Raw genomic sequence first — 14,681 nt, forward strand, 5'->3', positions numbered from 1 at the left:
CTTATATGACGGGCGCGAGCAGCTATTAAATCAATAGCGACCCGAAATTCAGCTTGCTTCAGCCTGCACCAGCAACGCCGCTTGCGCCGGCAGCTCGGCCAGCATCACCACCTGTCCCGGCTTGATCACCATGTCGGGCCTGAAGCTGTCTTCTGCGGCAAGCCCTGCGCGTTGCCAGCGAAGCTTCACCACGCGTTCCTGCAGGCGCAGCGTGATTTCAAACGAAGGCCAGTGCGCCGGCACGCGGGGCGACAGCGACAGCGCGCCTTGCTGCACCTTGAGGCCCAGAATGTTTTCCACCGCCGCGCGGTGCAGCCACGCAGCCGAGCCGGTGTACCAGCTCCAGCCGCCGCGGCCTACATAGGGCGCCGCGCCATAGATGTCTCCCGCCATCACGTAGGGCTCCAGCTCATAGGCGGGGCCGCGAACGGGGTGTTCGCTGCGGTGGGCGGGGCTCAGTGCCTTGAAGCTTTCCCAGGCGGCTTCAGTATCGCCCGTGATGGCTTGCGCCATCATGGCCCAGACGCCAGCGTGCGAGTACTGGCCGCCGTTTTCACGCACCCCCGGCGGGTAGGCCTGGATGTAGCCCGGGTTGTTGTCCGAATTTTCCAGCGGCGGCGTCAGCAGGCGCAGCAGACCTGCTTCGTGGTCTACCAACTGTTCGTTCATGGCCTGCATGGCCGGGCCGATGAAAGCCTCGGTGGAAGCGCCGGAAAGGACCGACCAGGCTTGTGCAATCAGGTCAATGCGGCACTCGTCATTGGTGGAGGAACCGAGCGGTGCGCCGTTGTCGAAGAACGCCCGGCGGAACCAGGCGCCGTCCCAACCCGCGTCGTGAAGGGCGGCAACCCAGCCGGAGCGGGCCTGGCGCCAGCGCTGTGCGCGGCCGTCGTCGCCGCGCGATGCGGCCAGGGGCAGAAAGTCATTGACCACGCGGCATAAAAACCAGCCCAGCCAGACAGACTCGCCGCGGCCTTCGTGGCCCACGCGGTTCATGCCGTCGTTCCAGTCACCCGTGCCCATCAGCGGAAGGCCGTGTGCGCCGATGGCCAGGCTGCGGTCCAGGGTACGGGCGCAGTGTTCGAACACCGTGGCGGTTTGCCCGCTGGTTTGCGGCGCGTAATACGCGTCTTCCGCACCTTCGGGAATCGACGGCCCGTCGATGAAGGCAACCTCTTCATCCAGGATGCTGGTGTCGCCTGTGACCTGGACATACCAGGCGCAGGCATAGGGCAGCCACAGCAAGTCGTCCGAAAAATGGGTGCGCACGCCTTCACCGCCGGGCGCGTGCCACCAGTGCTGGACATCCCCCTCGGGGAATTGGCGCGAGGCGTTCAGCATGATTTGCGCACGCAGACGGCCCGGTTCAATGACGGCGAAGGCCATGGCGTCCTGCAACTGGTCCCGAAAGCCGAATGCGCCGCCGGCCTGGTAGAAACCGGCCTTGGACCACAGGCGCGATGCCAGGGTCTGGTAGAGCAGCCAGCGGTTGACCAGGGCGTCAAACAGCGGATCGGGCGTCTGCACCTGTACTTTGCCCAGCAACCCGGACCAATAAGCCTTGACCTGTTCAAGCGCCTGCGCCGCATCTTTGCCTTGCCAGCTGCGGGCCAGTTGCAGTGCCTGCGTGGCGTCGCCGGCATGGCCGAGCAGGAAGGTGAATGCAAGAGTCTGGTCGGGAAGCAGGGAGAACTCGCTTGCCAGCGCAGCGCAGGGGTCCGCGCCGCCGGCGGCATTCTGGCCCAGGGCGGAGGGAAGCATCAGCCGGCCCGTTGCGTCGAAAAATTCGCTTCGGTCGCAGGTCCACTCGGGTATGCCGGGCAAACCGGTCAGCGACAGGAACGCCGTGCTGCCGCCGAAGCCCGCCCGGCTTTCACGCTGCTGTGCAAACACGGCTGTCAGCAGGCTGTCTTTGTCTTTCCACGCATGGATGGTGCGGCGTTCGTGACGTGCGGCGCCCATCTGCCATTCGACCATGGCCAGGGCGCGCAGCTTGCGCGTGGCGCTGCCCTGGTTATGAAGCCTGACCTGCACCAGTTTGACCGGATCAGTCTGATCAACAAAAAAAGTGGTTTCCGCATGAAGCGTACCGTGCCGGCATTCGAAGACGGTGTAGCCCTGGCCGTGACGCACGCGGCAGGCAGGCGCCGGGCCGTGTTGTGCCGACGGGCTTAATGCCAGCACTTGCTGCGTGTCCACGTCTTGCAGCAGATAGTGCTCGAAGGTGGGATCCGCCACCGGGTCGTTGGACCAGGGCGTGACCTGGTGCAGCCGGCTGTTGACTGCCCATGTGTAACCGGCGCCGGTCTCCGACACCTGAAAGCCGAAAGACGGGTTCGCGATGACGTTGATCCACGGTCGGGGCGGACGATGCAGGCTGTCAACGTCAAACCGGAACTCGCCGGTGCCGGCATCGAAGTGTCCCTGGGGTGTCTGCAGTGCACCAGGCTGCCCGGTGGCGCCGGCAGAACCGGATGAGAGTGCCGGCAGCGGACGCGTAGCGAAGCCCGCACGGCGCTGGGCGTTGGCCGTGACGCGCAGCGCTGCGGCCTGTTGCTCAAGCGGCCTGCCGTCTGCCACCAGAATGACGCGTGCCAATCCCGTCAGTGCGGCTTTTTCCGAGGGCACGATTTCCTGGTCGCGCAGCAGGTAAAAGCCACCGGCGTCGCTGCGCGGAAAGCTGTTTTCCGTTTGTTGCAGTGTGCGGTCGCGCAGCGCCAGGATGTCGCGTTGCAAGGGCATCAGGTAGGAGTTGACTTCGCTGTTGAGGATGACCACGTCGGTACCCAGCCCGCAGAAACTCCACCAGGGTTGGGCCCGCAGCAATGAATGCACCAGCGCCATCCCGTTGCTGGAGTGGATGAGCACCAGTACGATGGGTTTGTCTCCCGAGATGCCGAAACGCCAGAGCTGGCGCTGGTCCAGCAGGCCGCGTTCCGCCATCGGCCGTGCGCAGCTGTACATCAGTGCGGTGTTGAGGTCCTGCAACGCCGCGTTTTCCTCGGGGTCGACCCCGAGGTCGCGCAGGCGCACCTGGGCCAGCGTGGCGGCCATCCGGGTAGCGCGCTCCACGTGCATGGGCTGCAGGTATTTGTCGATGCGTGCCGCGAGTTCGTCACTGCTGGACGCGGCGGCTGTGGCAAAGCTGAGCCGGGCCACGCCGCCCGCCGGAATGCGGATGCGAAGACGCAGGCCCGCAACCGGGTCCAGCCCGTTAATGGGTGAGCCGTCCTGGCCGTGCGTCTCGGCCCGCAGTGCCGGGTGGCCGGGCTCCCGGTTACGGCCCAGAAAGGCGCGCCGGTCCGAGATGAAATCGATGGCGCGTACGTTGGCTTCTGAATTGGCGAGGAAGTGTGCGACCGCCATGACAGGATCGCCCTGCAGCCGGGGTTTGCGCGACAGCAGCAGGGCGCGCCATTCGGGATGCCAGCGTGTCTGGACAAACAGGTTCGAAAATGCCGGATGGGCCTCGTCGGCGCGCGGGTCGGTCAATACCGCTTCAAAGCATGAAATCACGTCGAGCGTCATCTCCGTAGCCGACAGGTTGCGCAGCGTCACGTTGCGCATTTCAGTGTCGTCCTCGGGACTGACCAGTACGCTGGTGCTTGCCTCCAGCTGATCGGAGCTCACGTCAAATTGCACGCGGTCCGGCAGGTAGGTGGCCTTGTATTGCCAGCCGGGATGCGGCGCCGGATGTTGCGTCAGGGACCAGGCCTGCTCCTGGCCGGACGGACGCAGGTAGATGAAGGTGCCGCAGGCATCGCGCAGCAGGTCGTCGCGCCAGCGGGTGATGTTGTAGGTCTTGCCTGCGGTGCGCCAGCGGCTGACACCGGCCCCATTGGCGCGCAGGGCGACGCTGTAACGCCCATTGGACAGCAACTGTGTAGGTTGCCAGCCGGGCATGGCCGGGTCGATCTCACGCGAATGGTACAGCCGGGCTTCGGCCAGCTCCGCGGGTTCGGGCAATGCCCGCGGGTCTGCGCTTTCGATGATCTGGCGCGGTGTCTTTTCATGCAGCAGCGATTCGAAAGCCTGCACCAGTGGTGCCGAGGCGAACCAGCGGCGCGGTGCTTCGTTGCACAGCACATTGCACAGTGCCACCAGCGACATGCCCTGGTGATGCGCCATGTAGGTGTTGACCAGGCTCATCGCCTGGGCGCCCGGCTGCCTGGCGACGGTGAAATCCAGCGCATCGGCAAAGCCGTATTCGCCGCGCGCACCCCATTGCTCAAGCTGGCGCAGGTTGGCCACCGCCTCCTGCGGCGTGAACTGGGTCGCCATGATGCTGGCATAGGGCGCCACGACGCGGTCGGCCGGTGGTGTCCGCCGAAGGGCCAGCCGTGGGACGCCAAAGGGCGAATACTGGTAGGCCAGGGTGTGGTCTTGCCCAAAGTAGGCAGACTCTGAAACACCCCATGGCAGGCCCTGTGCCTGGCCCCAGGCCTGCTGCTCCTTGACGGCCGCAAGGCCGGACACATGCAGCAGGCCTTCGTCGGGCTCGCTCATGACCAGCGAAGGCATCAGGTATTCAAACATCGAGCCCGACCAGGACTTCAGGCCGGGCGTTACGCCCACCGTCAGGAAGGCGCGGCCCAACGCCAGCCAGTGGCGCCGCGGCACATCCCCCTTGGCGATCGCCAGGAAGCTGGTCAGGCGCGCCTCCGAGGCGATCAGGTCGTAATAACTGGCGTCAAGTGCCTGCTCGTGCACACGCAGCCCGATATGGAACAGGTGGCGCTTGGGGCTGTAAAGGCCGCCGAAGTCCATCGCCATACAAAGCTTTTCACAGCGGGCACCCAATTCAAGGAGTGCGGTAGATTCGCCTGGCGATGTTTCCTGGTGCGCCGCCAGCTGGCGAACGCACTGCGCGACGGCCAGCAGGTGGCCCGCCAGGTTACCGCTGTCTACGGTGGAAACATAGGCCGGAGGCAGCACCTGCAGCGACCGGGTTTCGTACCAGTTGAGCAGGTGGCCCTGGTGCTTGGGCAGGGCTTCGACCGTGCCCAGCGTGGCGCCCAGCCGCGCGATCAGCTCCGTGGTGGATATCCAGTTGAACTCGCGCGCGCAGGCTGCAGCCATCAGGTACAGGCCGATGTTGGTCGGCGAGGTGCGGTGTGCGATCGTCGGTTCCGGCTCCATCTGCAGGTTGTCCGGCGGCAGGTGGTGGTCTTCGGGGCCGACGCAGCGTTCAAAGAAGCGCCAGGTCTGTGCCGCCAGCTTCATGAGGTAGGCGCGGTCTGCGGCGCTGAGCGACAGATACGGCGCGCGAACAGCAGGCTTGCTGCCCCACCAGGCCACTGCGGGCGCCAGCGCCCACAGCAGGAAAAGCACCGGACCGATCAGGGGGTGCGCCCCCCAGCATGCGGCCGTGCCCAGCGCCAGGCACAACGCGGACACCGGGGCATGGTTGCGGACAAATGCGCCCAGCGTGTACTGGGCGGAAGCCTGCGCTTGGGCTGCGGTGGTCCACTGCAGCAGATGGCGGCGGCTGATGGCCATGCGCCAGAGGGCCCGTGTGATGGCGTCGAACGACAGGGCGGCCAGGGCGGGCAGCTGGCTCAATTGCCAAAGCGCCTGCGCCATGCTGCGCGCCACATCGCGCATGCCGACGTCAAAGAAGTGCCCCCAGGCGATGCCTCGCCGCGTGGGAACCAGCCCTGCCAGCGCACCCATCAAGGGGCCGGCCAGGAATGCCAGAACAGTGAAAACCAGCGCCGTCGCCACAGGCAGCGCACCGGTGAATATTGTCCAGGCCAGAAGCGCGAAGCAGGCCGGGGCGATCATCGAGCGGCGCAGGTTGTCCGCCATACGCCACAGGCCCAGGGCATCAATGCCGTAGCGCTTCGCATGCAGCATCAGCGGCAGCAATTGCCAGTCGCCGCGCGTCCAGCGGTGTACGCGTGATGCGGCCACGCCCGCGTGATGTGGGTGGTCTTCCATCAGCACGACGTCGCCTGCGTAGCCGCAGCGGGCAATGCTGCCTTCCAGCAGGTCGTGGCTCAGGATGGCACCCTCGGGCATGCGGCTGTCCAGCACGGCATGCACGGCCTCGACATGCAGCAGGCCCTTGCCGATGAAGTTGCCCATGCCGAACACGTCCTGGTACAGGTCGGAGGTGCCGTTGCTGTAAGGGTCCAGGCCGCGCTGGCCTGCAAACATCGCATGGAAAGGGGAACGCTCGTGGTGGGCCGACAGGGGCATGGCCACGCGGGGCTGCAGGATGCCGTAGCCGGCGGTCACGCGCCGTGTCTCGCGATTGACGTGCGGCGTGTTCAGCGGGTGCGCAGCGATGGCCACCAGTTCGCGCAGGGAGCCCGCCGGCAGGCTGGTGTCGCTGTCGAGCGTCAGCACGTAGCGTATGCCCGGCGCCAGCCGCATGTTGCCGTCCATAGGGACAAACGGTGATGACGAGTGTCCGGCCAGTTGCCGCAACAGCATTTCGAGCTTGCCTCGCTTGCGTTCCGCCCCGATCCATCGGCGCTCCGTTGCGGACCAGCTGCGCGGGCGGTGCAGCAGTAAAAATCTTGCTGGTAAGTCGGAGCTCTCCGGCGGGCAGGCTGCGTTGAGCGCGCGCAGTTTGACGAGGACGTCCTCAAGCAGCTCTGAATCGCCGGCCAGGCTCTCGGCGTCGGCGTCAGCCCAGTCTGTCAGCAGGGCAAACTGCGCATGGGTTTCGCGGCTGGCCAGCCAGTGCAGCTGCAGGCGGTGCACCAGTTCGCTGTTGGCGCAAGCTGAAGAAAGCATCGAAGGTATCACCACCAGCACGCGGTGTTCAGCCGGGATGCCCGTGCTGAAATCGAGACGGGCCAGGGGCTGTATGCGTGTGGATTCAGCGATCAGCCGGTGGATGAGCGCGGCGACCACTTCCGACGCGGGCCAGGCCATCAGCACCAGGGCTACCCACGCCGTCCAGGGCAGTGTGGCGAGGGGGTGCGCAGCCCAACTGAGCAACGCAGCGGTTCCGGTAATCCATGCGGCCGCGTAGAGCGGCAGGCGCCAGGCGCGCGGTGTTTCGGGGGCCGGCGATGGTTTGTGGGGCGCTGCGTCGGGCTGCAATGCTGCTTCCAGCAGGGGGCGGCCCGGCCCAATCAGGTAGTAGCCGGCGGTGTGTGCCGCCGGGGCGTTGTTGGGCTGGTGCGCAGCAGCCAGCACCGCTTCGGCGACGGCGCGCTCGGATTTGCCGGTTTGCTGCGCCAGACGCTCCATGGCGCGCGTGATCTGCTGGCGCGTCATCTCGCTTTCGCGGGAAAAGCTTGGCAGCCGGCGCAAGACCTGCAGGGAATGGCTGACCGGCTCGATCAGCTCCACCCATTCCACCTGGCCTATGAGCCGCAGAGTGGTGATGATGTTGCTGACGGTCAGGTTGGCGGCGACCTGGGTGGTTTGCCCTTCGCCGATCATGCCCAGGGCATCGCCGCAATGCTTTTCGGTCCAGCGGACGAGGGGTGGCGCCGAAGGCGAGTCCGGCTCTGCACGTTCGGCAGGCATGCGCTGCCAGAGCTGCGTGAGATAGCTGCGTTCAAGGCCATGGGCCTGCATCAGGCCGTACAGCTCGTCGAGTTCCTGCAGGCTCAGTACGCCGGCCTTGTCCCAGGTGGCATGCGCCACTTCGCGGGCCACCTTGTTCCAGGCGATGCGGTCGGCCATGCGGCGCAGGTTTTCCAGCAGGACCACACGCAGCGTGGTCGGCAAGGCCCAGAGTTCGCCGAGATTGAGTTCACTGACCTCCTGGTAGGCATGCAGGAAGGCCGTGAAAAGCTCCGGGTCCAGCACGCTGTCGGTGTGCGCTACATAGGCCCATGCAATACCGTACACCCGGGGAAGGCCCTCCAGCGGCTTGCTCGCCAGCTTGGGCAAATCCGCGTAGTAGCGGAGGGGGACGCCATCCTGGATCTGTTGCAGCTGGGCTTCGACAAGGTGGAAATTGTCGAGCAGCCATTCGGCGGCCGGCGTTACGTAGTGGCCTGTCAGCGAAGTCAGGGCGATGTAGTCGTAAGCAAGGCGGATCGCGGCGATGTTTTCCTGCACGCGCGGGAAAAAAGGCGGGCCGTGATCAGGGCTGCCGGCAGGCCTGATGGGTTGGGCTGCGGCCAGGCTGCGGCCGTGTTCTTCAAAGCGCTGCGCACCGAAAAGTTCAGCGCGGATGGGCTGCTCTGCGCCGCCCTGGCGGGAGGCGAGCAGTTGCCGGGCGTAGGCGCTTAGGGTGTCCAGCCGCTCGATGACAGCGGGGGTCACGCGCTCAGGCTACGGCTAACAGGCCAAGAAAAATAGCCAGTATGGCCGCGACTGTGATGATGCGCGGTGAGGCCAGGGAGTGCGCGGACTGAAGCCCGGACTGGAGCGTAAAAAACCGGCTGCGCGAATGCGCGCACTGATCCATGTGTGACGCCAGATCGGCGGCGTCGGTGGAAACAAAATCGTTTTGAATGGCGGACGGTGAGTCGGCCATGATCTCCAGGGTAGTCATGATTTTGCGCTCCGGGGGTAGCTGGTTTGGGCAACGCGTGGCGAAATACCCGCATTGCTCCGTGTCTGACACCATGCTACGCACCGGCACCTCGCGGGGCCATCAGAAGACGCTGGAGTTTGTCTAGGACAAGGCCTACAGTATGCGCCCCTGGCAGTACCCCTACAGCGGGGAACCTCTCACGCGCTGCATGGCTGCCCGTTGTTCACGGCCGTTCAGCCAGTGTTGCGCAAGCCCGCAGCAATCCCGTTGATGGAGATGTGAATGCCGGTTTGCACCCGCTGGTCGGCCTGGCCGGCACGGTAGCGCCGCACCAGCTCCACCTGGAGGTGGTGCAGGGGGTCGATGTACGGAAAACGGTGGCGGATGGAGCGCTGCAGGGCGGCGTTGCCCGCCAGCCGCTGCTTTTCCCCGGTGATCAGCGTCAGCGCCTCGGCCGTACGATGCCATTCGGATTCGATCGCGCTGAAGATTTTTTTGCGCAGGCGCGCATCGCCCACCAGCTCCGAATAACGTGAGGCCAGCGCCAGGTCGCTTTTGGCCAGCACCATGTCCATGTTGCTGAGCAGGGTGCGGAAAAACGGCCACTGCTTGTACATTTTTTGCAGCAATGCCAACGCTTCCCTGCGGCTGGCGGGCGTACCGCCCTGCTGGAGGAATTGCTCGATGGCCGAGCCGAAGCCGTACCAGCCGGGCAGGGTCAAGCGGCACTGGCCCCAGCTGAAACCCCACGGAATCGCCCGCAGGTCTTCAATTTTTTGCGAAGCCTTGCGTGACGCCGGGCGGGATCCGATGTTGAGTTCCGCAATCTCGCGGATCGGCGTGGAGCCAAAAAAGTATTCGGTGAATCCCGGGGTTTCGTACACCAGGTTGCGGTAGGCCGCCATGCTGGCCTGTGACAACTCAGCGGCGGCTTGCAAAAAGGCCTTGGTGGCGGGCTTGGTCGGCTGCAGCAGCGTGGCCTCCAGCGTGGCCGCCACCAGCGTTTCCAGGTTGCGCCGGCCGATTTCCGGATTGGCGTATTTGGAGCCGATCACTTCGCCTTGCTCAGTCAAACGGATTTGGCCGCGCACTGTGCCGGGCGGCTGCGCCAGGATGGCCTGGTAGCTCGGACCGCCGCCGCGTCCGACCGTGCCGCCGCGGCCGTGGAACATGCGCAACTGGATGTTGTGCGAGTTGGCCAGCACGTCGAACAGCTCCACCAGTGCGATCTCGGCGCGGTACAGCTCCCAGTTGCTGGTGAATATGCCGCCGTCCTTGTTGCTGTCGGAGTACCCCAGCATGATGTCCTGCTCGGCACCGCTGCGCTTGACCAGCTGCGCGATGCCGGGCAGGGCGTAGAACTCGCGCATGATGGGCGCGGCATTGCGCAGGTCTTCGATGGTTTCAAACAGCGGCACGACGATCAGGTCGTTGGTGGCGTGGCTGTCGAGTGTGGCGTGCATGAGGCCGACTTCTTTTTGCAGCAGCAGCACCTCGAGCAGATCGCTCACGGTCTCGGTATGGCTGATGATGTAGTGGCGGATCGCTTCCTTGCCGAAGCGGGCGCGCGCGGTGCGGGCCGCCTCAAAAATCGCCAGTTCGCCGCGCGCGTGGGCCGAATAAGCGGTGCCGACCACGCGCATCGGGCGCGCATCGTTGAGCAGGCCCATCAACAGCGCGCGTTTGGCCGCTTCGTCCAGCTTGCCGTAGTTCGCCTCGATACGCGCAACGGCCAGCAGTTCGGCCACCACTTCTTCGTGCTTGTCGGAACTCTGGCGCAAGTCGACCGTGGCCAGGTGAAAACCGAACACCTCGACCGCGCGGATCAGCGGGTGCAGGCGCTGGGCGATCAGCGCCTCGCCGTGATGCGCCTTGAGGGAGTCTTCAATGGTGCGCAGGTCGGCCAGGAAGTCCTCCGACTTGAGGTAGGCGTTTTGCGGCGCCACGGCATGGCGCGCGGCATCGCCGCCGGTCAGGTCCTTGAGCGTGGCGGCCAGTCGCGCGTAGACGCCGGTGAGGGCGCGGCGGTAGGGCTCGTCCTTGCGGTGTTCGCTGGTATCGGGTGAGCTTTCGGCGAGCAGCCGCATCGCGGGACTGAACTCGACCAGCATGGCTGACAGCGAGAGTTCGCCGCCCAGGAAATGCACCTCGGTCAGGTAGTGGCGCAGCGCCACTTCTGCTTGCCGGCCGAGTGCGTAATTGAGTGTGTCGGCGCTGACGTTGGGATTGCCGTCGCGGTCGCCGCCTATCCATTGGCCCATGCGCAGAAAACTGTGCACCGGCTGGTTGCCCAGCTCGCGTTCCAGGTTGGCGTAAAGCTTGGGAATCTCGCGCAGGAAAGTGGCTTCGTAGTAGCTCAGCGCATTTTCGATTTCATCGGCGACGGTGAGTTTGGAAAAACGCAGCAAACGGGTTTGCCACAGCTGCATGACGCGGGCGCGAAGCTGTGCTTCGTTGGCGGCCAGCTCGCGCGGCGTCAGCGCATCCTTGGCGGCATTGACAGCTTGCGCCAGCGCCTTGATGTCGTCCCGCGCCGTCAACAGCAGGGCGATGTCGCGCTCGGCGTCCAGGATGCTTTTGCGCTGCACCTCGGTCGGGTGGGCGGTCAGCACCGGCGAGACAAAGCTGTGCGCCAGGGTGGTGGAAATGGTTTTGGTCGAGATGCCGGCCCAGCGCAGTCGGGCCAGTGCCACGTCAATGCTGCCTTCCTGCGTGTCGCCCGCGCGCTCATGCACCGCGCGGCGGCGGATGTGGTGGCGGTCTTCGGCCAGGTTGGCCAGGTGGCTGAAATAGGTGAAGGCGCGGATCACGCTGACCGTCTGGTCGCCGGACAGGCTCTTGAGCAGTTTCTTGAGCGATTTGTCGGCTTCGGGATCGGCGTCGCGCCGGAAGCTGACGGAGAGCTTGCGCACCTGCTCGATCAGCTCGTAGGCGGCAACACCTTCCTGCTCGCGGATCACATCGCCCAGGATGCGGCCCAGCAGGCGGATGTCCTCGACCAGCGGGCGTTCGTTGTCCCTGGAACGACTGGACGTTTTGGTTGCACCGGCCGCGGCGGCGTCTTTGGCGCCCTCGTTGACGTTTGGCTTAATCCTCTTGGCGCGCGCGGAAGTGACCATCTCTACCCTCTAGTTCTTTAGCCTTGCATGCTAGCATTCACTTCCCCCCAAGTATTACAAGCAGGTTACGAGTGTCCGCAGCGTTTGAATCCAGACCGAATGATATGAAAAAAGTGGTCATCGCCACCCGCGAAAGCCGTCTGGCGATGTGGCAGGCCGAGCATGTGAAGGCGCTGCTGGAGTCGCGCCTGGGCTGGCAGGTCGAGCTGCTGGGTATGACCACACAGGGCGACCAGATACTGGACCGCTCACTGAGCAAGGTCGGCGGCAAGGGCCTGTTCGTCAAGGAACTCGAAGTGGCGCTCAGCGAAGGGCGGGCCGACCTGGCAGTGCATTCGCTCAAGGATGTGCCCATGGACCTGCCCGAAGGGTTTGCGCTGGCCTGTGTGCTGGCGCGTGAAGACCCACGCGATGCTTTTGTCTCTAACCAATTTGCCACGCTCGCGGAGCTGCCGCAGGGCGCCGTGGTGGGCACTTCCAGCCTGCGCCGGCTGGTGCTGCTCAAGGCCATGCGTCCCGACCTGGTCATACAGCCGCTGCGCGGCAACCTCGACACGCGCCTGCGCAAGCTCGATGAAGGCCAGTACCAGGCCATCGTGCTGGCGGCTGCTGGCCTGAAGCGTCTCGGCCTGGAGTCGCGAATCCGCTGCACCTTTGAGCCCGCCCAGATGCTGCCGGCCGCAGGCCAAGGCGCCCTGGGTATTGAGGTGCGCGCTGACCGCGCCGACCTGATGGCCGCGCTGGCCACGCTGGCGCACCAGCCGACCTGGTTGGCCGTGACGGCCGAGCGTACGGTGTCGCGCGCCATGGGCGGCAGTTGTTCCATGCCGCTGGCGGCCTTTACGCAGGGTGCTGCTAACGGGGACGTCATGCAACTCAATGCCGCCTGGGGCGACCCGGCCACCGCCGAGGCGCCATCCGCCGTTGCAGGCCCGCTGGCGCCGCTGGTGCAGGTCAACCAGACCGCCGTAGTGCGCAATTTTGCCGAGGCCGAGGCCCTGGGTGAGGCCGTGGCGGCGCAATTGCGCGCCGGTGGCGCCGTGTGGGCCGGCAAAGCCCCGGGCGCCTGATGCTACACGCGCCGGTGCCTCCGAGTGGCGCTGCGACCCGCGTCATCGTGACCCGGCCCGCGCAGGATGCGCAGCACTGGGTGCAGCAACTGCAGCAGGGGGGCTTTGCCGCCGAGGCCCTGCCGCTGATTGACATTGCCCCCGCTCTGGAAACGGCTGCGCTGGAGCACGCCTGGCAAACACTGGGCCAATACGCCGCCTGCATGTTTGTCAGCGGCAATGCGGTGGAGTACTTTTTCAAACAAAAAATGGCTGCAGCCCATACAGGACGAGCGCAAGCAGCTATCAATAGCATAGCGAATGCCGATGCAGTGCTGCCGGCAGCGTTGCGTTTTCTGGCGCCCGGGCCGGGCACTGTGGCGGCTTTGGTGGCCGCCGGGGTTCCTGCCGGGCAGATCGATGCGCCGCCGGCCGATGCGGCCCAGTTTGATTCGGAAGCCCTGTGGGCGGTGACAGGCCAGCGCGACTGGCAAGGCAAGCGCGTGTTGGTGGTGCGGGGGGAGGGGGCTGCCTTGCCTGGGGCCACGGCATCTTCCGGACGCGACTGGATCGCCCGCCAGTGGGAGACTGCCGGTGCGCGGGTGGATTTTGTGGGGGTTTACCGGCGCCTTGCGCCTGTGCTTAGCGAAACCCAACTTCAGCGCGCGCGCGCCGCCAGCGTGGATGGGTCTGTATGGCTCTTCAGCAGCTCTGAAGCGGTGGCCAACCTGACGGCCTTGCCTGCGCTGGCCGGGGTGGACTGGCGCCGCGCCCGCGCGGTGGCCACGCATCCGCGGATTGAGGAAGCCGTGCGTGCTGCCGGTTGGGGTGTTGTTGTGGCGTCACGTCCTGCCCTGAAGGACATCAGGGACACACTTGCCTCGATAGAATCTCTTTATCCATGAGTGACAGTCCTAACGCCCAGCCTCCATCCTCCACGCCAGACAACGAGCCGGTGCTGGAGCGCGCGCTGGTGCCGCTTCCCCCGCAACCCGTTTCGCCAGACGTCTGGGTGGTGCCGCGCAAATGGGCACTGCTGGTTGCCGTGCTGGCGGCTGCGGGCTTGCTCGTAAGCGGCTTGCTTTGGCAAAAGCTCGGCAATATCCAGGAAGAGCTGGCCCGCCGCAGCATTGATTCCGGCGCGCAGGCCATTGAAGCGCGCACACTGGCGCGCCAGGCCCAGGAAGGTACGCGCGAACTCTCCGCACGGCTGGCCATCCAGGAAACCCGCATCAGTGAAGTCAGCCTGCAGCGCACCCAGCTTGAAGAACTCATGCAGAGCCTGTCGCGCTCGCGCGATGAGAATCTGGTGGTTGATGTGGAGTCGGCCCTGCGCCTGGCCCAGCAGCAGGCCCAGCTCACCGGCAGCGCCGAACCGCTGCTGGCCGCGCTCAAGTCGGCCGACCAGCGCCTGTCGCGTGCCGCGCAGCCGCGCCTGAACCCGCTGCAACGCGCCATTGCCAAGGACATGGACCGCATCAAGGCCGCAACGCTGACCGACGTGCCGGTTCTCATGCTCAAGCTCGACGAACTGGTCCGCATGGCAGACGACCTGCCGGTAGCCAACGCCATGGTGGCAGCCGGCCAGCGTGCATTGCCCGCTGCGGCCGCGCCGGCTTCCGCGCCGCGCACTGCAGCGTCGGCCGCGTCTTCCGCCGGAAAGTCTTCCATGCTGGGATTCGACAAGCTGGCTCTCGACGCCTGGTCGCAGCGCACGCTGGACAACCTGCGCGAAGAAGCGCGCAAGTTGCTGCGCGTGAGCCGCATTGACCAGCCCGAGGCCGCCCTTGTGTCGCCGGAGCAGTCGTTTTTCCTGCGGGAGAACCTCAAGCTGCGTCTGCTCAATGCGCGCCTGGGCCTGTTGTCGCGGCAGACGGATTCGGTGCGCGCCGACCTTGGCAGTGCCAATGCCTGGCTGGGCAAATATTTTGATGCTTCTTCCCGCAAAACGCAGGCCGCAGCGCAGCTGCTGGCCCAGGTCCAGGGCCAGCTGAAAACCAGCGAGCTTCCGCGCCTGGACGAAACCATGGCCGCGCTGGCCACAGCGGCCGCAGGCCGCTGAGC

6 protein-coding genes are annotated in these 14,681 nt (G+C 65.6%); 3 read left to right on the forward strand and 3 right to left on the reverse strand.

All coding sequences use genetic code 11. From position 1 onward, the window contains the following. Window positions 1–48: 48 nt before the first annotated feature. The 3 genes from AC1DYQ_RS18630 to ppc form a co-directional block, all read right to left on the reverse strand. A complete protein-coding gene (locus AC1DYQ_RS18630; RefSeq protein WP_477688032.1) occupies window positions 49–8,235 on the reverse strand; it encodes a glycoside hydrolase family 94 protein in 8,187 nt (2,728 codons plus the stop codon). A 4-nt stretch (window positions 8,236–8,239) separates the two neighbouring features. Further along, the gene (locus AC1DYQ_RS18635; RefSeq protein WP_457279414.1) at window positions 8,240–8,467 is read right to left on the reverse strand and encodes a hypothetical protein; all 228 of its coding nucleotides are present in this window, start codon (window positions 8,465–8,467) and stop codon (window positions 8,240–8,242) included. Between the two features lie 215 nt (window positions 8,468–8,682). After that, window positions 8,683–11,568, reverse strand: coding sequence for a phosphoenolpyruvate carboxylase (gene ppc, locus AC1DYQ_RS18640; protein WP_477688033.1), 2,886 nt, complete (start codon window positions 11,566–11,568; stop codon window positions 8,683–8,685). A gap of 104 nt (window positions 11,569–11,672) precedes the next feature. On the opposite strand from ppc, the gene hemC reads away from it, so the two are divergent. From hemC to AC1DYQ_RS18655, 3 genes are read left to right on the forward strand one after another with little or no spacing between them, the layout of a single operon-like run. Further along, on the forward strand, window positions 11,673–12,638 hold the full coding sequence (gene hemC, locus AC1DYQ_RS18645) for a hydroxymethylbilane synthase (RefSeq protein ID WP_477688034.1): 966 nt from the start codon (window positions 11,673–11,675) through the stop codon (window positions 12,636–12,638). Then, complete coding sequence (locus tag AC1DYQ_RS18650; protein ID WP_477688035.1) at window positions 12,638–13,522, forward strand: uroporphyrinogen-III synthase; 885 nt, start codon at window positions 12,638–12,640, stop codon at window positions 13,520–13,522. Before hemC ends, AC1DYQ_RS18650 begins: the two co-directional genes overlap by 1 nt. Then, entirely contained in the window at window positions 13,519–14,679 is a 1,161-nt protein-coding gene (locus AC1DYQ_RS18655; protein WP_477688036.1) for a uroporphyrinogen-III C-methyltransferase, read from the forward strand. The genes AC1DYQ_RS18650 and AC1DYQ_RS18655 overlap by 4 nt, the downstream gene beginning before the upstream one ends. Window positions 14,680–14,681 lie beyond the last annotated feature (2 nt).

The organism is Polaromonas sp. P1_F4, assembly GCF_056405675.1.